Source organism: Pseudomonas sp. TWP3-2 (genome assembly GCF_049897765.1).
GTDB lineage: Bacteria > Pseudomonadota > Gammaproteobacteria > Pseudomonadales > Pseudomonadaceae > Aquipseudomonas.
Map to the genome: position 1 here is coordinate 128,003 of NZ_JAFCWW010000012.1, position 19,725 is coordinate 147,727.

The window sequence follows — 19,725 nt, forward strand, 5'->3', positions numbered from 1 at the left end:
CCGTCATTCTTTGTAGAGGTATTCACATGTCCAATTCCCTGTTCAGTATCGCTTTCGGCGTCGGCACCCAGAATCGTCAAGGCGCGTGGCTGGAAGTGTTTTACGCACAGCCGCTGTTGAATCCGTCGGCCGAGCTGGTTGCGGCTGTTGCGCCGATCCTCGGTTACACCGAAGGCAACCAGGCCATCACCTTCACCACCGCGCAGGCTGCGCAACTGGCTGAAGCGGTGAAGGGCATCGACGCAGTACAAGGCAAACTGCTGACCCGCCTGGCTGAAAGCCACAAGCCGTTGGTCGCCACCCTGCTGGCCGAAGACGCACAACTGACTTCCACGCCGGAGGCTTACCTCAAGCTGCACCTGCTGTCGCATCGTCTGGTCAAGCCGCACGGCGTAAGCCTGGCCGGGATCTTCCCGTTGTTGCCGAACGTAGCGTGGACCAGCCAGGGCGCGATCGACCTGGCCGAACTGGCTGAAATGCAACTCGAAGCGCGTCTGCGCGGCGAGCTGCTGGAAGTGTTCTCGGTGGACAAATTCCCGAAAATGACCGACTACGTGGTTCCGGCCGGCGTGCGTATCGCTGACGCCGCGCGTCTGCGCCTGGGCGCCTATGTCGGTGAAGGCACCACCGTGATGCACGAAGGTTTCATCAACTTCAACGCTGGCACCGAAGGCCCGGGCATGATCGAAGGCCGCGTATCCGCCGGCGTATTCGTCGGCAAGGGTTCGGACCTGGGCGGCGGCTGCTCGACCATGGGCACCCTGTCGGGCGGCGGCAACATCGTGATCAAGGTTGGCGAAGGCTGCCTGATCGGCGCCAACGCCGGTATCGGTATTCCGTTGGGCGACCGCAACACTGTCGAGTCGGGCCTGTACGTGACCGCCGGCACCAAAGTCGCGCTGCTGGACGAGAACAACAATCTGGTCAAAGTGGTGAAGGCGCGTGATCTGGCTGGTCAGACTGACCTGTTGTTCCGTCGCAATTCGGAAACCGGTGCCGTGGAATGCAAAACCCACAAATCGGCAATCGAGCTGAACGAAGCGCTGCACGCTCACAACTAAGCAGCCGCGTTGCCTATGTAGAAGTGAGCTTGCTCGCGAATTTTCGGCGTCCTCAAGGACGCCATCGCGGGCAAGCCCGCTCCCACAGGGTTCGGCGTTAACCCGCCCATCTTCACAAGGGCTAGAAACCGTGATGATTCCCTCCCCGTGGCGCGCCGATTTCCCGGCCATCGCCGCTCTGCAACGGCAAGACCAGACCTATCTGGACAACGCCGCCACCACGCAAAAACCTCAAGCCCTGCTCGATGCGTTGACGCATTACTACGCCAACGGCGCGGCCAATGTGCATCGCGCACAACACTTGCCCGGCGCTCACGCCACGCAGGCGTTCGAGGACAGTCGGCTCAAGGTTGCGCAATGGCTGAATGCTGGAGACAGCGGGCAGATCATCTTCACCCACGGCGCCACCAGTGCGCTGAATCTCCTGGCCTATGGCCTGGAACATCTATTCCATCCGGGCGATGAAATTGTCATCAGCGCTCTGGAGCATCACGCCAATCTGCTGCCGTGGCAGCAACTGGCGCAACGTCGTGACCTGAAACTGGTGATCCTGCCGCTGGACGCTGACGGCGTGATCGACCTTGGCGCAGCGCTGCGCCTGATCACTGCGCGGACGCGCTTGCTGGCGGTCAGTCAGCTGTCCAATGTGCTCGGCGCCTGGCAACCGTTGCCGGCCCTGCTGGCGATGGCCAAGGCGCAGAACGCGCTGACCGTGGTCGATGGTGCGCAAGGCGTCGTCCACGGCCGGCATGACGTGCAGGCGCTGGGTTGCGACTTTTACGTGTTTTCCAGCCACAAGTTGTATGGACCTGATGGCGTCGGCGTGCTGTTCGGGCGCAACGCTGCGCTGGAGCGACTGCGCCCATGGCAATTCGGCGGCGAGATGGTGCTGGAAGCCAATTATCACGATGCGCGTTTCCGTGCGGCACCGCTGGGTTTCGAGGCCGGGACGCCGCCGATTGCCAGCGTGATCGGCCTCGGCGCAACGCTCGATTATTTGACGGGCCTGGATCAGGACGCGGTGTCGGTCCACGAGGCGGCGCTGCATGACTACTTGTTGCGTGGCCTCGCTGCGCGTAACGGCATTCGTCTGCTGGGCAAGCCGCAACTGGCGCTGGCAAGTTTTGTCGTCGCAGGTGTGCATAACGCCGATCTGGCGCATTTGCTGACCGAGCAAGGCATTGCCGTGCGCGCCGGGCATCACTGCGCGATGCCGCTGCTGAAAAGTTTTGAATTGGCCGGGGCGATTCGGGTTTCGCTGGCGCTGTACAACGACTCCGAAGATCTGGAGCGATTTTTTGAGGCGTTGGATCAGGCGCTGGAGTTGTTGCGATGAGTTTGCCGGTCGAGGCCGCAGAAGCATTACAGACTTTTCAAAACGCCGCCGGCTGGGAACAACGCGCGCGACTGCTGATGCAGTTTGGTGATCGTCTGCCAGCGTTGAGCGATGCAGACAAGGTTGAGGCCAACCGTGTGCATGGCTGTGAAAGCCAGGTATGGCTGGTCGGTGAGTTGCACGACGGGCACTGGCAATTCAGCGCCAGCAGCGATGCACGGATGATTCGCGGGTTGGTGGCGTTGTTGCTATTGCGGGTCAACGGGCTGACGGCTACCGAGTTGCAGCAGGTGGATTTGCCGGAGTGGTTCAATCACCTCGGCCTTTCGCGCCAGTTGTCGCCTTCACGCAGTAATGGCCTGAATGCTGTGCTCAAGCGGATGAATGAGTTGGCCGGTTAATCGCCATCGCTGGCAAGCCAGCTCCCACAGGATTCTATGGTGCTCACAGATCCAGTGAACTCACTGAGATACCTGTGGGAGCTGCGGTGCGACGATTCGACTTGCCAGCGATGAGGCCGGGAGCCTCAGCACTTAAGCTTCAGGTTTAACCCGCTCTGCCGGGCGCCGCACGCCCGCCACAATCTTATCCACAGCCTTGGTCGCCGCGACCATACCAAACGTCGCCGTGACCATCATCACCGCACCAAACCCTCCGGCGCAGTCGAGCTTCACCCCGTCACCGACAAAACTCTTTTGCAAACAGATGCTGCCATCCGGTTTCGGGTAGCGCAGTTGCTCTGTGGAAAACACGCACGGCACGCTGTAATGGCGGGTCATGGTGCGCGAGAAGCCATAGTCGCGACGCAACGTGGAACGGACTTTCGAGGCCAGCGGATCGTTGAACGTGCGGTTCAAGTCGCAGACCTGGATCAGCGTCGGATCAATCTGCCCGCCCGCGCCACCAGTGGTGATGATCTGGATTTTGCGCCGCTTACACCAGGCGATCAGCGCAGCCTTGGCGTTGACGGCGTCGATGCAATCGATCACACAGTCGATGTTCGGCGTGATGTATTCGGCCATCGTGTCGCGGGTAACGAAGTCCGCCACTGCGTGCACCGTGCAATCCGGGTTGATCCCGCGCAGGCGCTCGGCCATCACTTCGACCTTGGGTTTGCCGACCGTGCTGTCGAGTGCGTGCAACTGACGGTTGGCGTTGCTCACGCAAACGTCGTCGAGGTCGAACAGCGAAATCTCGCCCACGCCGCAGCGGGCCATGGCTTCCGCCGCCCAGGAACCGACGCCACCGACGCCGACGATCGCCACATGGGCCGCACGCAGGCGCGCCAGGCCCTCGATGCCATACAAACGGGCGATGCCTGCAAACCGCGGATCTTCTGTACTCATGACCATTACCCCAAAAACCGGCGCGCATTATAGGGCTACCCGGCGACAAGTATTAACCTTCGAGCTAAAAGTGTAAGAACTTAAGTCAAAGTGGATTGCCCAACGTCAAGCATTTCCCTGCGTGTTGTATGACTCTGGGAAGTGCCGGTGTAGGATGCGCGCCCTCTTGGCGTCATCCAGCCGATCCTTCGTTCCACAGCCTTTGGAACCTGATACAGCTATGTCATCGCGTAAATTTGGACTCAACCTGGTGGTGGTTCTGGCAATCGCCGCCCTGTTCACCGGTTTCTGGGCGCTGATCAACCGCCCGGTCTCCGCGCCCAACTGGCCGGAGCAGATATCCGGTTTCTCTTATTCGCCGTTCCAGCAGGGCCAATTCCCACAGAAGGATCAGTTTCCTTCTGACGAGGAAATGCGCCGCGATCTGGAAATCATGAGCAAGCTCACGGACAACATCCGGACTTACTCGGTCGACGGCTCGCTGCAGGACATCCCGAAACTCGCCGAGGAATTCGGCCTGCGCGTGACGCTGGGGATCTGGATCAGTCCGGACCAGGAGCGCAACGAACGCGAAATCGTGCGCGCCATCGAACTGGCCAACACGTCGCGCAGCGTAGTGCGTGTGGTGGTGGGTAACGAGGCGATTTTCCGCAAGGAAATCACCGCCACCGAACTGGCGATGATTCTCGACCGCGTGCGCGCGGCAGTCAAAGTGCCGGTGACCACTTCCGAGCAGTGGCACGTCTGGGAAGAACACCCGGAACTGGCCAAGCACGTCGACCTGATCGCCGCCCACGTTCTGCCCTACTGGGAGTTTATTCCGGTGGACAAGGCCGGGCAGTTCGTCCTCGACCGCGCCCGCGATCTGAAAAAAATGTTCCCGAAAAAACCGCTGCTGCTGTCCGAAGTCGGCTGGCCGAGCAACGGGCGCATGCGCGGTGGCGCCGATGCGTCGCCGGCAGATCAGGCGATCTACCTGCGCACGCTGGTCAACAAGCTCAACCGCCAAGGCTTCAACTACTTCGTGATCGAAGCGTTTGACCAGCCGTGGAAGGCCAGCGACGAAGGTTCGGTGGGCGCCTACTGGGGCGTGTTCAACGCCGCGCGTCAGCAGAAATTCAACTTCGAAGGCCCGGTCGTAGCGATTCCGCAATGGCGCGTGCTGGCGGTCGGTTCGGTGGTATTGGCGCTGTTGTCGCTGACCCTGCTGATGATCGACGGTTCGGCCCTGCGTCAGCGCGGTCGCACCTTCCTGACCTTTACCGCGTTCCTGTGCGGTTCGGTGCTGGTGTGGATCGGTTACGACTACAGCCAGCAATACAGCACGTGGTTCAGCCTGACCGTGGGCTTCCTGCTGGCGCTCGGTGCGCTCGGGGTGTTCATCGTGTTGCTTACCGAGGCGCATGAACTGGCCGAAGCGGTCTGGACGCACAAGCGCCGCCGCGAGTTTCTGCCGGTGCTCGGCGACTCGGACTATCGACCGAAAGTCTCGATCCATGTGCCCTGCTACAACGAGCCGCCGGAGATGGTCAAACAGACTCTCGACGCCCTGGCCGCGCTCGATTACCCGGACTACGAAGTCCTGATCATCGACAACAACACCAAGGACCCGGCAGTGTGGGAGCCGGTGCGCGATTACTGCGAAACTCTTGGCCCGCGCTTCAAGTTCTTCCACGTCGCGCCACTCGCCGGGTTCAAGGGCGGTGCGCTGAATTACCTGATTCCGCACACCGCCAAGGATGCCGAAGTGATCGCGGTGATCGACTCCGATTACTGCGTGCACCCGAACTGGCTCAAGCACATGGTGCCGCACTTCGCCGACCCGAAAATCGCCGTGGTGCAATCGCCGCAGGATTATCGCGACCAGAACGAAAGTACCTTCAAAAAGCTCTGCTACGCCGAGTACAAAGGCTTCTTCCACATCGGCATGGTCACCCGTAACGACCGCGACGCGATCATTCAGCACGGCACCATGACCATGACCCGTCGTTCGGTGCTTGAGGAACTTGGCTGGGCTGACTGGTGCATCTGTGAAGACGCTGAACTCGGTCTGCGCATTTTCGAAAAAGGCCTGTCGGCGGCGTACTACCCCGACAGCTACGGCAAGGGCCTGATGCCGGATACCTTCATCGACTTCAAGAAACAGCGTTTCCGCTGGGCTTACGGTGCGATCCAGATCATCAAGCGTCACACCCGCAGCCTGCTGCGCGGCCAGGACACCGAACTGACGCGCGGCCAGCGTTATCACTTCCTCGCGGGCTGGTTGCCGTGGGTCGCGGATGGCATGAACATCTTCTTCACCGTCGGCGCCCTGTTGTGGTCGGCGGCGATGATCATCGTGCCGCAGCGGGTCGATCCGCCGTTGCTGATTTTCGCAATCCCGCCGCTGGCGCTGTTCGTGTTCAAGGTGGGCAAGATCATCTTCCTTTATCGTCGCGCGGTTGGCGTGAATCTGAAGGATGCGTTCTGCGCGGCATTGGCTGGCCTGGCCTTGTCACACACCATCGCCAAAGCGGTGCTGTATGGCTTCTTCACCAGCAGCATTCCGTTCTTCCGCACACCGAAAAACGCTGACAATCATGGTTTCTGGGTGGCGATTTCCGAGGCGCGCGAAGAGATGTTCATCATGCTGCTGTTGTGGGGCGCGGCGCTGGGGATCTTCCTCGTGCAGGGCCTGCCGAGCAATGACATGCGCTTCTGGGTGACGATGTTGCTGGTGCAGTCGCTGCCGTACTTGGCGGCGCTGATCATGGCGTTCCTGTCGTCGCTGCCAAAACCGGCGCCGGCGCCTCAGCCAGTCCCGGCGGTCTAAATCCTCACCGATGCACTAAACGGCGGCCAATGGTCGCCGTTTTGCTTTAAGATAACCGCCATTTTGCGCGCCTTGCCCCCAGCTTTCGGAGTTTTCCATGACGGCCCACGCCGACCTTTCGCCGACCCTTCAACTCGCCATCGACCTGATCCGCCGTCCGTCCGTGACGCCGGTCGACGCCGATTGCCAGAAGCAGATGATGCAGCGCCTGGGCGATGCCGGTTTTACCCTCGAACCAATGCGCATCGAGGATGTGGATAACTTCTGGGCCACTCACGGCAATAACGACGGCCCGGTGCTGTGCTTCGCCGGCCACACCGACGTGGTGCCCACCGGCCCGGTCACCGCGTGGCAGATCGACCCGTTCAACGCGTTGATCGATGAACACGGCATGCTTTGCGGCCGTGGCGCGGCGGACATGAAAGGCAGCCTGGCGTCGATGACCGTGGCCGCTGAGCGTTTTGTCGCCGACTACCCGAACCACAAGGGCAAGGTCGCGTTCCTGATCACCAGCGACGAAGAAGGCCCGGCGCATCACGGCACCAAGGCTGTGGTCGAACGCCTCGCCGCGCGCAACGAGCGTCTGGACTGGTGCATCGTCGGCGAACCGTCGAGCACCACGCTGGTTGGTGACGTAGTGAAAAACGGCCGTCGCGGTTCGCTGGGCGCCAAGCTCACCGTCAAAGGCATTCAGGGCCACGTCGCCTACCCGCATCTGGCAAAAAACCCGATCCACCTCGCGGCCCCGGCGCTGTCTGAGCTGGCCGCCGAGCATTGGGATCACGGCAACGATTTCTTCCCGCCGACCAGTTTCCAGATTTCCAATGTCAATTCCGGCACCGGCGCGACCAACGTGATTCCGGGTGATCTGGTGGCGGTGTTCAACTTCCGTTTCTCCACCGAATCCACCGTCGAAGGCCTGCAAAAGCGCGTTGCCGATATCCTCGACAAGCATGGTCTGGACTGGCATATCGACTGGGCATTGTCCGGTCTGCCATTCCTCACCGAGCCGGGCGCGTTGCTCGATGCCGTGGCATCGAGCATCAAGGACATCACCGGTCGCGAGACCAAGGCGTCCACCAGCGGCGGCACTTCCGACGGGCGCTTCATCGCAACCATGGGTACGCAGGTGGTTGAGCTGGGGCCGGTCAACGCGACCATTCACCAGGTCAACGAGCGCGTGCTGGCAGCCGATCTCGACGTGCTGACCGAAATCTACTACCAGACAATGATCAAGTTGCTCGCCTGATGCTCGCGTGCCCGATTTGCAGTGAGCCGCTGAGCGCGGTGGACAACGGCGTGGCCTGCCCCGCCGGGCATCGCTTCGACCGTGCGCGTCAGGGTTACCTGAATCTGCTGCCGGTGCAGCACAAGAACAGCCGCGATCCTGGCGACAATCAGGCGATGGTCGAAGCACGCCGCGACTTCTTGAATGCCGGCCATTACGCGCCGGTGGCCAAGCGCCTGGCCGAGTTGGCCGCGAGTTATACGCCGCAACGCTGGCTCGACATTGGCTGTGGCGAGGGTTATTACACTGCGCAAATCGCCGAGGCGCTGCCGAATGCCGATGGCTACGCTTTGGACATTTCGCGCGAAGCGGTCAAGCGCGCGTGCAAACGTAATCCGGCCCTGACGTGGTTGATCGCCAGCATGGCCCGCGTGCCGTTGGCGTCCGGCAGTTGCCAGTTTCTGGCGAGTGTTTTCAGTCCGCTGGATTGGGAGGAAGCCAAGCGCTTGCTCAGCGTCGGCGGCGGCCTGATGAAAGTCGGCCCGACCAGCGGCCACCTGATGGAACTGCGCGAACGCCTGTACGACGAAGTGCGCGAGTACACCGACGACAAGCACCTGGCTCTGGTGCCACAAGGCATGACGCTGGCGCACAGTGAAACCCTGGAGTTCAAGCTGACGCTGGATAAACCTCAGGATCGCGCCAACCTGTTGGCCATGACCCCGCACGGCTGGCGCGCGAGTGCCGAACGTCGCGCGGCAGTGATCGAGCAGGCCGAGCCGTTCGAGACCACGGTCTCGATGCGCTACGATTATTTCGTTCTTCAATAACTTTTGGTCTCGGGCCAATGCCCGGGGCCGGCTAAATCCGCGAATGGATTTTTCAGACCCGCAGTGAGGACATCCATGCGCCAACCGGACATCGAGATTTACCTGAAAGACGCCGACGTCGACCACAAGGCCATTGCGGCCTGGCTCGGCGCAGCACTGGGCCCGTGCACCGACTGGGTACAGAGAGGCCAGACCTACAAGTGCAAGGCCGGCAACGTCCCGGTGACCTGGCTGCCGAAAGCCGTGGGCAAGTGGAACAGCCTGTTCCTGGAAAGCGACCAGACGCCATGGGATGACGACATCGCCTGCGCCCGCGCCGCGTTTGCTGCGCTGAACGTTGAAGTGCGCTGCGCGCCGGGCACGTGGGTCGAGGAAGAAGGTGAAGAGACGGCAGATCGCTGGATGCGTATCAGCGAAGACGGTGAAGAAGAAATCACCTGGAAAACTGCGTAAGAATCTACACAAAACCTGTGGGAGCGGGCTTGCCCGCGATGGCGGTAGATCAGTCACATCGATGCTGGATGTGCCGCCGTCTTCGCGGGCAAACCCGCTCCCACAGTGTTTATGTGTGATCCACAGGTCTGCGCTTACAACCCTACAACATCCTCAGCCTGCAAACCCTTGTCACCGGTGACCAGCGCATATTCCACCTGCTGACCTTCCGTCAGCGAGCGATGGCCTTCGCCACGAATGGCGCGGTAATGCACGAACACGTCCACCCCGTCCTCGCGCTGAATGAAGCCGTAGCCCTTGGCGTCGTTGAACCACTTCACGTTGCCGGTTTCACGTGTTGCCATCTGTTCATACTCCTTTTTTATTATTGGTCGGGCTTTTCGCAGGAAAGCCTCAGGAACGTCAGCCTGCATCCGACGTCCATAAAGGGCCCCGGCGACAGAGCGCCGAGTATATGACAGGCGCGAAAACTCTCAACAGGAGTTTGATTCGCGGCTTTTTTGCCGATTTTCCGCTAATCCGGCACACTATCGACCGCCCGAGCAAACGCTCGGTTTTATCCACTCACGCAGAAGCCGTATGACCCGCTCCCCGTTCCGTCGTCTTGTGTTCGGCACCTTGCGCCGACTGTTGTACCTCTGGGTTCGCTCGGAGACGATCAACCAGTCGTCGTTCACCCTCAACCTCGACCGCAGCCGTCCGGTGTTCTACGTCCTGCAAAATCCATCGCTGACCGATCTGGCGGTGCTCGATACCGAGTGCACCAAGGCCGGATTGCCACGGCCGGTGCTGCCGGTGTCGGTGGGTAATTTGATGGAACCGGCGGCGTTCTTTTACCTGACGCCGGAGCCGGACTGGCTCGGACGCCAGGACAAACGCGGCGCACCGCCGGCGCTGACCCGCCTCGTCAGCGCCCTGAGCCAGAATGCTGCCGAAGACGCGCAGATCATTCCGGTCAGCGTGTTCTGGGGCCAGTCGCCGGATAGCGAATCGAGCCCGTGGAAACTGTTGTTCGCCGACAGCTGGGCGGTCACCGGGCGTCTGCGTCGCCTGTTGAGCATCATGATTCTCGGGCGCAAAACCCGCGTGCAATTCTCCGCGCCGATTCATCTGCGCGAGCTGATCGAACACAACAAAGGCCACGAACGCACCGTGCGTATGGCCCAGCGCATCCTGCGCGTGCACTTTCGCAACCTCAAAGCTGCGGTGATCGGCCCGGACATTTCCCACCGCCGGAATCTGGTCAAGGGCCTGCTCAACCAGCCGCTGGTCAAGCAAGCGATTCTTGACGAGGCCGAGCGCGAAAACATCTCCCCGGAAAAAGCCAAGGCTCAAGCCTTGCGCTACGGCAACGAGATCGCCTCGGACTACACCTACACCGCGATCCGTTTTCTCGAAGTGGTGCTGAGCTGGTTCTGGAACAAGATCTACGACGGGGTCAAGGTCAACCATATCGAAGGCGTGCAGAAGGTCGCTCAGGGTCACGAAGTGATCTACGTACCGTGCCATCGCAGCCACATCGACTACTTACTGCTGTCGTATCTGCTGTTTCGCAACGGCCTGACCCCGCCGCACATCGCCGCCGGGATCAACCTGAACATGCCGGTGATCGGCAGCCTGCTGCGCCGGGGCGGCGCGTTCTTCATGCGCCGCACGTTCAAGGGCAATCCGCTGTACACCTCGGTGTTCAACGAATACCTGCACACGCTGTTCACCAAAGGTTTCCCCGTCGAATACTTCGTCGAGGGCGGCCGCTCGCGCACCGGGCGTATGCTGCAACCGAAAACCGGGATGCTCGCCATCACCCTGCGCAGCTTCCTGCGTTCATCGCGGATGCCGATCGTATTTGTGCCGGTGTACATCGGTTACGAACGTGTTCTCGAGGGTCGTACCTACCTCGGCGAACTGCGCGGCGCGAGCAAGAAGAAAGAATCGATCTTCGACATCTTCAAAGTCATCGGCGCGCTCAAACAACGCTTCGGGCAAGTAGCGGTGAACTTCGGCGAGCCGATCAAACTTGCAGAATTCCTCGACAGCGAGCAGCCCGACTGGCGTCAACAGGAACACGGCCCGCAGTTCAAACCGGCGTGGCTGAATGAGACCACCAACCGTTTGGGCGAGAAAGTCGCGCAGCATCTGAACGAAGCGGCGGCCATCAACCCGGTCAATCTCGTAGCACTGGCACTACTGTCGACCACGCGCCTGGCGCTGGATGATCGAGCTATGGCGCGAGTGCTGGATCTGTACCTGGCACTGCTGCGCAAAGTCCCGTACTCGCCACACACCACCTTGCCGGAAGGCGATGGCCGTGCACTGATCGAGCATGTGAAGGACATGGACTTGCTCGCCGAGCAGAATGACGCGCTGGGCAAAATCCTCTATCTGGATGAGCAGAACGCCGTTCTGATGACCTACTACCGCAACAACGTGCTGCATATATTTGCGCTGCCTTCGCTGCTGGCGAGCTTCTTCCAGAGCACCTCGCGCATGAGCCGCGAACAGATCCTGCGCTACACCCACGCGCTGTATCCGTACCTGCAATCGGAACTGTTCATTCGCTGGAAAACCGAAGAACTCGACGCCGTGGTCGATCAGTGGCTGGAAGCATTTGTCGAACAAGGCCTGCTGCGTTTCGAAAAAGACGTGTACCTGCGCCCGGCGCCGAGCTCACGGCACTTCGTGCTGCTGACCCTATTGTCGAAGAGCATCGCGCAGACGCTGCAACGCTTCTACATGACCGTTTCCCTGCTGCTCAACAGCGGCCAGAACAGCATCAGCGCCGAAGAACTGGAAGACCTGTGCACAGTCATGGCCCAGCGCCTGTCGATCCTGCATGGTCTGAACGCACCGGAGTTCTTCGACAAGAGCCTGTTCCGCCACTTCATCCAGACCATGCTCGATCTGGGCGTACTGCGTCGCGACGAAGCGGGCAAGTTGAGTTATCACGAACTGCTCGGTGAACTGGCTGAAGGCGCGGCGAAACGCGTGTTGCCGGCGGATATACGTTTGTCGATCCGCCAAGTAGCGTTACATGGAAACGAACAGGCCGCAGAGACAGCCCCAAGTTAACAACTACACGAAAGTTCTCCACGCAGAAATAAACGGATGTATTTCTGCGGCGAACACACTTTCAAACAACGCTAGTATCTCCGGGCCTGACAACAGGCCCATATAAAAGGAGATCAACATGAACAAATATATCTCAGGGAAAGTTCTTTTCAGCAACACGCCTTACGTAGTTAGCAAGAGTTTCAAAACAAGCACCAGCCTTTACAAACTCGTTAACTCTGCCGAGTACGAACTGGTAAAAACCAACTCGCAAAACTCACTTGTTCATGATTGGTGGGAGTTTGAATTTTTGATCGAGCAAGCGCCCGGCGAAGCTTCACAACACCAATACCAGATTGTTGCCGAGGTGTTTATCGAGCAGGGCGAACTTCTTGCCAGTGCAAAAACCATCATCAAAGTCGACTTCAATTACGGTAGTCGGCACCACGAGGATCTTTATCTGGAACCGGTTCTGATTATTTGAGTCCAGTCCAGCCACGCGATTGGCTTTGACCGACTGGGTCCCCCTCAGCAGGCACGGGCTAAAAATTCGCAGACGAAATTGCTGGTGAAATCCGCTAGATTGTCATTGGCGCTGGCCTTCTTCAGGCGCCGATGACAAGGATTCAATGCATGAAAAGAATTACTCTACTGGCCGCGGCCACCCTGCTCAGCGCCTGCCAATCAACTTCACCAGCCGGCAAAGTCAGCCTCGAAGGCGAAGTGTTCTACCTGCAACGCATCGCTTTGCCGCCGAGCGCGACCCTGAGCGTGAGCCTGCAAGACGTCTCACTGGCCGACGCGCCTGCCGTGGTACTCGACGAACAGAAAGGCCCGGTCAAAGGCCAGGTGCCGCTGCCGTTCCACTTGAGCTACGATCCGGCCCAGGTCAAACCCGGGCACCGTTACTCGGTCAGCGCACGCATCGAAGTCAACGGCGAACTGATGTTCATCACCACCGAGCATCACGCCGTACAACTCGACGGCAACGATCCGCAGCCGCTGAAAATCCGCGTCGACGCCGCCCGCTAATTTTTCGAACAAGGAAGCTGCCATGCTCCGCCCCATCCTTCGCTTCTCCGCCCTGTGCGCCGGCCTGATGATCTCCGCCAGCGCTCTGGCCCTGTCGCTCAATGACCTGTCGCAACAAGACGCCACCGGCGGCCTCAAAGACGCCCTGACCCAAGGCGCGCAATTGGCCGTCAAACAGCTCGGCACTCCGGGCGGCTTCAGCAACAACCCGGAAGTCAAAATCGAACTGCCGGGCAAACTCGGCAAAGTCGCGAGCAAGATGAAAGCCTTCGGCATGGGCGCCCAGGTCGATGAACTGGAAACCGCCATGAACAAAGCGGCAGAAAACGCCGTGACCCAGGCCCAGCCAATCCTCGTCGACGCCGTGAAGAAAATGAGCGTGGCCGACGCCAAAGGCATCCTCAGCGGCGGCAAGGATTCGGCCACCCAATACCTCGACAAATCCAGCCGTGAACAGATCCGCGCCAAGTTCATGCCGATCGTCAAACAGGCGACCGACAAAGTTGGCGTGGCGCAAAAGTACAACTCGTTCGCCGGCCAGGCTGCAACGTTGGGCGTGGTCGACGCGAAGAGCGCCAACATTGAGAGCTACGTGACTGAACAAGCGTTGAACGGCTTGTTCGAGATGATCGGCAAGCAAGAAGAAACCATCCGCCAGAACCCGGCTGCTGCGGCCACGAGTCTGGCGAAGAAGGTGTTTGGGACGCTTTAATTTCACCGTTTGATGAAAAGCCCGCTGACCTTAGAGGTTCAGCGGGCTTTTTTGTATTTGTAGATCCATTGCTATGGATCAGGTGCTTGGGGAGATCGTTGTTCTCCCCCTGACCACCCGGCCCTCACCCTAGCCCTCTCCCAGAGGTAGAGGGGATCGACCGTGAGATGCTTGGGAAATACGCCGACCTGAAAGAGCTCTTGTGAATCCATAATCGATACACAAATTCAGGTCGATGTAAGTCCGGAGACATCTCGGTCGGCTCCCTCTCCCTCGGGAGAGGGCTGGGGTGAGGGGCGAGTCCAACACAAAATCCAGATCAGATAACCCACCACCAACTCCCAACAGCGGCGCAGCCGCCCCACTCAACACAATGAGCGTTAGCTCGAGTACCGCTTTTGACGTACCGGCCCCTTCGGCAGGCTGAGTGGAGGGATTCATCCGGGGCTGGCGCGCAGCGCCGTTCGACGCAGTCGAACACATCGAGAGGAGGTGCAGCGCAGCAAACCGGAGGCGATGCCCCCGGATGAATTCCGGAGCGAAGGAACCCCGAGCCCCAGCGAGGGGCCGAACGCCGGGGCCCAGACCTTTGCTTCCTTTGGGGCGTTTGCCAAAGGGAGTCGCTGTAAAAGCGAAACCGCCAGCCGCAAAACCCGAAGCAACGGATATAAACCCAAAACCCCAAGAGCCTGGTCGGCCCAAAGGCCGCCACGCCTTAAAAGATCAAGAATCCTTACGCACCCGAAACCACCCCGCATACAACGCCGGCAAAAACAAAAGCGTCAAAGCCGTAGCCACAATCAACCCCCCCATGATCGCCACCGCCATCGGCCCAAAGAAAACGCTACGAGACAAAGGAATCATCGCCAAAACCGCCGCCAGCGCAGTCAAAACAATCGGCCGAAACCGCCGCACGGTCGCCTCGATAATCGCATCCCAAGGCTTCAGCCCAGCCGCAATATCCTGCTCGATCTGATCCACCAGAATCACCGAATTACGCATGATCATCCCCGACAGCGCAATCGTCCCGAGCATCGCCACAAACCCGAACGGCTGGCGGAACACCAGCAAAAACAGCGTGACCCCGATCAGCCCCAGCGGCGCTGTCAGAAACACCATCGCCGTCCGCGAAAAACTGCGCAGTTGCACCATCAACAACGTCAGCACCACCACGATAAACATCGGCACACCGGCGTTGACCGACTTCTGCCCACGCTCGGAATCTTCCACGGTGCCACCAACATCGAGCAAATAACCGTCGGGCAATTCAGCACGGATCGGATCAAGCGTCGGCATGATCTGTTTCACCAATGACGCTGGCTGCTCCTTGCCATAAATGTCCGCACGCACGGTCACAGTCGGCAGGCGATTACGGTGCCAGATGATGCCTTCCTCAAAGCCATATTCCAACGTGGCAATCTGCGACAACGCTACGCTGCGGCCGTTATCGGTCGGCACCGCCAGACTCGGCAGCAACGACAATGCAGTACGCTCATGCACGGTGCCGCGCAGCAGGATCTCGATCAATTCGTTGTCTTCGCGGTACTGGCTGACGCTGGAACCAGTCAGCGAACTCTGCAAGAATTTCGCCAGATTGGCGGTACTCACACCCAAGGCGCGGGCGCGATCCTGATCGACGTTCAGGTATACGACCTTGCTCGGCTCTTCCCAGTCCAGATGCATGTTGACCACATGCGGATTCTCGCGAACCTTGGCCGCGACTCTGCGTGCCAGCGCGCGGACCTCTTCGATGTGTTCGCCAGTCACGCGGAACTGCACCGGATAACCAACCGGCGGGCCGTTCTCCAGCCGCGTGACCCGCGAGCGCAGCGCCGGGAATTGTTCGTTGAGCGTGTCGATCAGCCAGGTGCGCAGAGTCTCGCGCTCCTCGATGGTCTTGGCCAACACCACAAACTGCGCGAAGCTCGCCGCCGGTAATTGCTGATCCAGCGGCAGGTAGAAACGCGGGGAACCGGTGCCAACGTAAGCCACGTAATTGTCGATACCGGCGTGATCCTTGAGCAGCGCTTCGAGGCGTTTGACTTCGCCAGCGGTGTTGCTCAGCGACGCGCCTTCGGCAAGCTTCAGATCGACCATCAACTCCAGCCGTCCGGAAGCCGGGAAGAACTGCTGCGGCACAAACCGGAACAACGCCACCGAGCCGATAAACAGCAGCACCGTCAGCACGATCACGGTTTTACGCCGACGCACGCACCAACCGACCAGACGCCGCACCCGCTGGTAGAACGGCGTGCCATAAGGGTCAGTCTGTCCGTCAGACGTGCCGTGTTTGGCTGCGTGAATTTTCGCCAGATCCGGCAGGAGTTTTTCCCCCAGATAAGGCACAAACACCACCGCCGCCACCCACGAGGCGAGCAAGGCGATGGTCACTACCTGGAAGATCGAGCGGGTGTATTCGCCGGTGCCGGACTGCGCGGTAGCAATCGGCAGGAACCCGGCAGCAGTGATCAGCGTACCGGTGAGCATCGGGAACGCGGTGCTGGTCCAGGCGTAGCTTGCGGCTTTGATCCGGTCGAAGCCCTGCTCCATTTTGATCGCCATCATTTCCACAGCGATGATCGCATCGTCCACCAGCAACCCCAGCGCCAGCACCAACGCGCCGAGCGAGATTTTGTGCAGGCCGATGTTGAAGTAGTACATGCAGGCGAAGGTCATCGCCAACACCAACGGAATGGTCAACGCCACCACCATGCCGGTGCGCACGCCGAGGGAGAAGAAGCTCACCAGCAACACAATCGCCAGCGCTTCGACCAACACCTGAACGAACTCGCCGACCCCGGTTTTCACCGCTGCCGGCTGGTCGGAAACCTTGCGCAACTGCATGCCGGCCGGCAGGTTTTTCTGGATGCGGTCGAACTCGATTTCCAGCGCCTTGCCCAGCACCAGAATGTCGCCGCCCCCCTTCATCGCCACCGCCAGACCAATCGCGTCTTCAGCCATAAAGCGCATGCGCGGCGCCGGTGGATCGTTGAAACCACGCCGCACGTCGGCGACATCGGAGATACGGAACGTACGATCACCGACGCGGATCGGGAAGTTTTTTATCTCATCTACTGTCTGAAAATTCCCCGAGACCCGTAGCTGCAAGCGCTCGCTACCGGTTTCGAAAAATCCTGCGGTGGACACCGCGTTCTGCTCTTCAAGTGCCTGCTGCACGGCTGCGAGCGGCAAGCCGAGGGTAGCGAGTTTGACGTTGGACAGTTCGACCCAGATTTTCTCGTCCTGCAGTCCGAGCAACTCGACCTTGCCCACGTCCTTGACCCGTTGCAGCTGGATCTGGATGCGGTCGGCATAATCCTTGAGCACCGCGTAGTCGAAGCCGTCGCCGGTCAGCGCATAGATATTGCCGAAGGTGGTGCCGAACTCATCGTTGAAGAACGGCCCCTGAATCCCCGGTGGCAGGGTCTGGCGAATGTCGCCGACCTTCTTGCGTACCTGATACCAGAGATCGGGGATTTCCACCGAATGCATCGAGTCTCGGGCAATGAACGTGACTTGCGATTCGCCGGGGCGCGAGAACGACACGATGCGCTCGTACTCGCCGGTTTCCATCAGCTTCTTTTCGATACGCTCGGTGACCTGGCGCGAGACTTCCTCCGCCGTGGCACCCGGCCAACGGGTCTGAATCACCATGGCCTTGAAGGTGAACGGCGGGTCTTCACTCTGGCCGAGTTTGGTGTAGGACAAGGCGCCGACGATCGCCAGCAAAAGCATCAGAAACAGTACGATCTGGCGATTGCGCAGCGCCCAGGCGGAAAGATTGAAATCCATCGGAACCTACTCCTTGTCCGCCAGATTGACTACGCGGTTGGAGCGATCCACCGGGCGTACCTGTTGCCCGTCGAGCAGCACATGCACGCCGGCGGCGACCACCCAATCGCTGGCATTCAGGCCTTCAAGCACCGGAACGGTTTTTTCGCCAAACGCGCCAACGCGCACCGGGGTTTTCTTCAGAGTGTTATTGGCGTTCACAACCCAGACGTAGGTCGCGCCGTTTTCGGCGGTCAGCGCCGAGAGCGGCACTGACAAAGGGATGACCCCGGCCGTCTGCACAAACACCCGAGCGCTCTGACCGAGTTCGGCCGGGACTTTGCCGGCGGTGAAGGAAATGCGTGCGGCGAAGGTGCGCGATTTCGGGTCAGCAGCCGGCGACAGTTCACGGATCTGCCCGGCGAAGCGCTGGTTCGGCTGCGTCCATAACTCAACCGAAACTGGTTGGCCGACCTTGAAGCGGCCGAAACTCTGTTCCGGCAGGCTGATCAACACCTCGCGCTCGCCATCGGTGGCGAGGGTAAACACCGTTTGCCCGGCAGCGACCACTTGCCCGACTTCCACCGAACGCTTGGCGACCACGCCGTCCTGCGGCGCGCGCAGCACCGCGTAGCTGGCCTGATTGGTCGAGACGTTGAATTCGGCTTTGATCTGTTTAAGACGCGCTTCGCCGGAGCGGTAGAGGTTCTCGGCATTGTCGTAGGCCGAGCGGCTGACCATTTGCCGATCCATCAGTGTCTTGTAGCGATCGCGTTCGGCGCGTACCAGATTCAGATTGGCCTCAGCGGCACTGACCTGGGCGCGGGTGGCTTCGAGTTGCAGGCGTACATCTTGCGGGTCGAGTTCGGCCAGAGGTTGATCGGCCTTCACCCGCTGGCCTTCTTCGACCAGTCGTCGGCTGACTTTGCCGCCGATGCGGAACGCCAGATCCGGCTCGAAGCGGGCGCGTACCTCGCCGGGATAACTCTCCATCGCCTGCGCTGAAGGCTCTGGCTGCACCACCATGGCCGGTCGCACGGCGACTGGCGTCACCTCTTCCTTGCCACACGCCGATAACAACAACGCCAGACTGACTGGCAACGCAAAGGACAACGCATGGCGGAACATGGTGACGGACCTTTCGCTAATGGTGCTTGGAATAATTATACTGGCCGGTATGTTATTAATAGCAAACTCACCAGTCCAGTATTAAAAGCGAAGAATGTCGAACAATCTTTCCAATTCAAACGGCCCGGGCCGTCCCAAGGATCTGGCAAAACGTCAGGCGATCCTTGAGGCGGCGAAAATTCTTTTTCTGAGTAATGGCTATGCCAACACCAGCATGGACGCGGTGGCCGCGGAAGCCGGCGTGTCCAAGCTGACGGTCTACAGCCATTTCAACGACAAGGAGACGCTGTTCTCCGCGGCTGTAATGGCCAAATGCGAGGAGCAATTACCGCCGCTGTTCTTCGAGCTGCCGGAAGGTATCGCCGTGGAAAAGGTGTTGCTGAACATTGCCCGGGGCTTTCATCAGCTGATCAACAGTGATGAATCGGTGAATCTGCATCGCTTGATCATGGCGCTTGGCAGTCAGGATCCGAAGCTGTCGCTGATCTTCTTCGAAGCGGGTCCGCAGCGCATGGTGGACGGAATGTCGCGTCTGCTGACGAAGGTTCACGAGACTGGCGTGTTGAGCATCGACAAACCGCGCAATGCGGCTGAGCATTTCTTCTGCCTGATCAAAGGGGCGGGGAATTTCAGATTGTTGTATGGCTGCGGTGAGCCACTGGATGCCGAGGCGGCGCAGAGTCATGTGCAGGAAGTGGTTGAGTTGTTTATGCGCGCGTATCGACCCTGAGTTCTTTGGTGTCAGGGTTGATGCCATCGCTGGCAAGCCAGCTCCCACAGGTTTTAGTGGTGTGCACACAATTTTTGAACACACTGCAAATCCCTGTGGGAGCTGGCTTGCCAGCGATAGGCATTGGTATCTACACATCTCCCGATCCTGGTCTATAAAGGGACGGCATGGATATCAAATGACTGGGCTAGATGCCCGCCTGATAAAACGATACGACGAGTTAGTCATGGGACACAGT

The 19,725-nt window shown here is 59.8% G+C and carries 16 protein-coding genes; 12 read left to right on the forward strand and 4 right to left on the reverse strand.

The window, feature by feature from the left end; translation table 11 throughout:
* Positions 1-26: 26 nt before the first annotated feature.
* From dapD to ACP7EE_RS18730, 3 genes are all read left to right on the forward strand, one after another.
* Entirely contained in the window at positions 27-1,061 is a 1,035-nt protein-coding gene (dapD, locus tag ACP7EE_RS18720; RefSeq protein ID WP_420648340.1) for a 2,3,4,5-tetrahydropyridine-2,6-dicarboxylate N-succinyltransferase, read from the forward strand.
* Positions 1,062-1,191: 130 nt separating this feature from the next.
* Positions 1,192-2,397 (forward strand): aminotransferase class V-fold PLP-dependent enzyme, encoded by a 1,206-nt coding sequence (locus tag ACP7EE_RS18725; RefSeq protein ID WP_426235791.1) that lies wholly within the window; start codon positions 1,192-1,194, stop codon positions 2,395-2,397.
* The gene (locus tag ACP7EE_RS18730) at positions 2,394-2,798 is read left to right on the forward strand and encodes a SufE family protein (RefSeq protein WP_426206153.1); all 405 of its coding nucleotides are present in this window, start codon (positions 2,394-2,396) and stop codon (positions 2,796-2,798) included. Before ACP7EE_RS18725 ends, ACP7EE_RS18730 begins: the two co-directional genes overlap by 4 nt.
* A gap of 132 nt (positions 2,799-2,930) precedes the next feature.
* Here the strand turns inward: ACP7EE_RS18730 and tcdA are convergent, their stop codons facing one another.
* Complete coding sequence (gene tcdA, locus ACP7EE_RS18735) at positions 2,931-3,749, reverse strand: tRNA cyclic N6-threonylcarbamoyladenosine(37) synthase TcdA (RefSeq protein ID WP_426235793.1); 819 nt, start codon at positions 3,747-3,749, stop codon at positions 2,931-2,933.
* A 214-nt stretch (positions 3,750-3,963) separates the two neighbouring features.
* Between tcdA and ACP7EE_RS18740 the strand changes: the two genes are divergently transcribed.
* The 4 genes from ACP7EE_RS18740 (at position 3,964) to ACP7EE_RS18755 (ending at position 9,066) form a co-directional block, all read left to right on the forward strand.
* Positions 3,964-6,555: a glycosyltransferase gene (locus ACP7EE_RS18740; RefSeq protein ID WP_420648344.1), complete on the forward strand. Its 2,592-nt coding sequence runs from the start codon at positions 3,964-3,966 to the stop codon at positions 6,553-6,555.
* Between the two features lie 97 nt (positions 6,556-6,652).
* On the forward strand, positions 6,653-7,804 hold the full coding sequence (dapE, locus tag ACP7EE_RS18745; RefSeq protein WP_426235795.1) for a succinyl-diaminopimelate desuccinylase: 1,152 nt from the start codon (positions 6,653-6,655) through the stop codon (positions 7,802-7,804).
* On the forward strand, positions 7,804-8,613 hold the full coding sequence (locus tag ACP7EE_RS18750; protein ID WP_426235797.1) for a putative RNA methyltransferase: 810 nt from the start codon (positions 7,804-7,806) through the stop codon (positions 8,611-8,613). The genes dapE and ACP7EE_RS18750 overlap by 1 nt, the downstream gene beginning before the upstream one ends.
* Before the next feature lie 75 nt (positions 8,614-8,688).
* On the forward strand, positions 8,689-9,066 hold the full coding sequence (locus tag ACP7EE_RS18755) for a hypothetical protein (RefSeq protein WP_426206148.1): 378 nt from the start codon (positions 8,689-8,691) through the stop codon (positions 9,064-9,066).
* Positions 9,067-9,200: 134 nt separating this feature from the next.
* Here ACP7EE_RS18755 and ACP7EE_RS18760 read toward each other — a convergent pair whose 3' ends face one another.
* On the reverse strand, positions 9,201-9,410 hold the full coding sequence (locus tag ACP7EE_RS18760; protein ID WP_426206147.1) for a cold-shock protein: 210 nt from the start codon (positions 9,408-9,410) through the stop codon (positions 9,201-9,203).
* 235 nt (positions 9,411-9,645) lie between these two features.
* Between ACP7EE_RS18760 and plsB the strand changes: the two genes are divergently transcribed.
* The 4 genes from plsB (at position 9,646) to ACP7EE_RS18780 (ending at position 13,858) form a co-directional block, all read left to right on the forward strand.
* On the forward strand, positions 9,646-12,135 hold the full coding sequence (plsB, locus tag ACP7EE_RS18765; RefSeq protein WP_426235800.1) for a glycerol-3-phosphate 1-O-acyltransferase PlsB: 2,490 nt from the start codon (positions 9,646-9,648) through the stop codon (positions 12,133-12,135).
* Positions 12,136-12,253: 118 nt separating this feature from the next.
* Positions 12,254-12,598 (forward strand): hypothetical protein, encoded by a 345-nt coding sequence (locus ACP7EE_RS18770; RefSeq protein ID WP_420648349.1) that lies wholly within the window; start codon positions 12,254-12,256, stop codon positions 12,596-12,598.
* 149 nt (positions 12,599-12,747) lie between these two features.
* Positions 12,748-13,146: a YbaY family lipoprotein gene (locus ACP7EE_RS18775; protein WP_426206145.1), complete on the forward strand. Its 399-nt coding sequence runs from the start codon at positions 12,748-12,750 to the stop codon at positions 13,144-13,146.
* Between the two features lie 34 nt (positions 13,147-13,180).
* The gene (locus ACP7EE_RS18780) at positions 13,181-13,858 is read left to right on the forward strand and encodes a DUF4197 domain-containing protein (protein ID WP_426206220.1); all 678 of its coding nucleotides are present in this window, start codon (positions 13,181-13,183) and stop codon (positions 13,856-13,858) included.
* A 723-nt stretch (positions 13,859-14,581) separates the two neighbouring features.
* Here ACP7EE_RS18780 and ACP7EE_RS18785 read toward each other — a convergent pair.
* Both ACP7EE_RS18785 and ACP7EE_RS18790 read right to left on the reverse strand, forming a co-directional pair.
* On the reverse strand, positions 14,582-17,650 hold the full coding sequence (locus ACP7EE_RS18785; RefSeq protein WP_426235802.1) for an efflux RND transporter permease subunit: 3,069 nt from the start codon (positions 17,648-17,650) through the stop codon (positions 14,582-14,584).
* A 6-nt stretch (positions 17,651-17,656) separates the two neighbouring features.
* A complete protein-coding gene (locus tag ACP7EE_RS18790) occupies positions 17,657-18,757 on the reverse strand; it encodes an efflux RND transporter periplasmic adaptor subunit (RefSeq protein ID WP_426235804.1) in 1,101 nt (366 codons plus the stop codon).
* 94 nt (positions 18,758-18,851) lie between these two features.
* Here ACP7EE_RS18790 and ACP7EE_RS18795 point away from each other — a divergent pair, with 94 nt between their 5' ends.
* Positions 18,852-19,487, forward strand: a complete 636-nt coding sequence (locus tag ACP7EE_RS18795) for a TetR/AcrR family transcriptional regulator (RefSeq protein ID WP_426235806.1) — start codon at positions 18,852-18,854, stop codon at positions 19,485-19,487.
* Positions 19,488-19,725: the final 238 nt, after the last annotated feature.

Coding starts and splice junctions, on each gene's coding strand:
- dapD (WP_420648340.1), top strand. CDS start 27: ATGTCCAATTCCCTGTTCAGTATCGCTTTCGGCGTCGGCACCCAGAAT.
- ACP7EE_RS18730 (WP_426206153.1), top strand. CDS start 2,394: ATGAGTTTGCCGGTCGAGGCCGCAGAAGCATTACAGACTTTTCAAAAC.
- tcdA (WP_426235793.1), bottom strand. CDS start 3,749: ATGGTCATGAGTACAGAAGATCCGCGGTTTGCAGGCATCGCCCGTTTG.
- ACP7EE_RS18740 (WP_420648344.1), top strand. CDS start 3,964: ATGTCATCGCGTAAATTTGGACTCAACCTGGTGGTGGTTCTGGCAATC.
- dapE (WP_426235795.1), top strand. CDS start 6,653: ATGACGGCCCACGCCGACCTTTCGCCGACCCTTCAACTCGCCATCGAC.
- ACP7EE_RS18750 (WP_426235797.1), top strand. CDS start 7,804: ATGCTCGCGTGCCCGATTTGCAGTGAGCCGCTGAGCGCGGTGGACAAC.
- ACP7EE_RS18755 (WP_426206148.1), top strand. CDS start 8,689: ATGCGCCAACCGGACATCGAGATTTACCTGAAAGACGCCGACGTCGAC.
- ACP7EE_RS18760 (WP_426206147.1), bottom strand. CDS start 9,410: ATGGCAACACGTGAAACCGGCAACGTGAAGTGGTTCAACGACGCCAAG.
- plsB (WP_426235800.1), top strand. CDS start 9,646: ATGACCCGCTCCCCGTTCCGTCGTCTTGTGTTCGGCACCTTGCGCCGA.
- ACP7EE_RS18770 (WP_420648349.1), top strand. CDS start 12,254: ATGAACAAATATATCTCAGGGAAAGTTCTTTTCAGCAACACGCCTTAC.
- ACP7EE_RS18775 (WP_426206145.1), top strand. CDS start 12,748: ATGAAAAGAATTACTCTACTGGCCGCGGCCACCCTGCTCAGCGCCTGC.
- ACP7EE_RS18785 (WP_426235802.1), bottom strand. CDS start 17,650: ATGGATTTCAATCTTTCCGCCTGGGCGCTGCGCAATCGCCAGATCGTA.
- ACP7EE_RS18790 (WP_426235804.1), bottom strand. CDS start 18,757: ATGTTCCGCCATGCGTTGTCCTTTGCGTTGCCAGTCAGTCTGGCGTTG.
- ACP7EE_RS18795 (WP_426235806.1), top strand. CDS start 18,852: ATGTCGAACAATCTTTCCAATTCAAACGGCCCGGGCCGTCCCAAGGAT.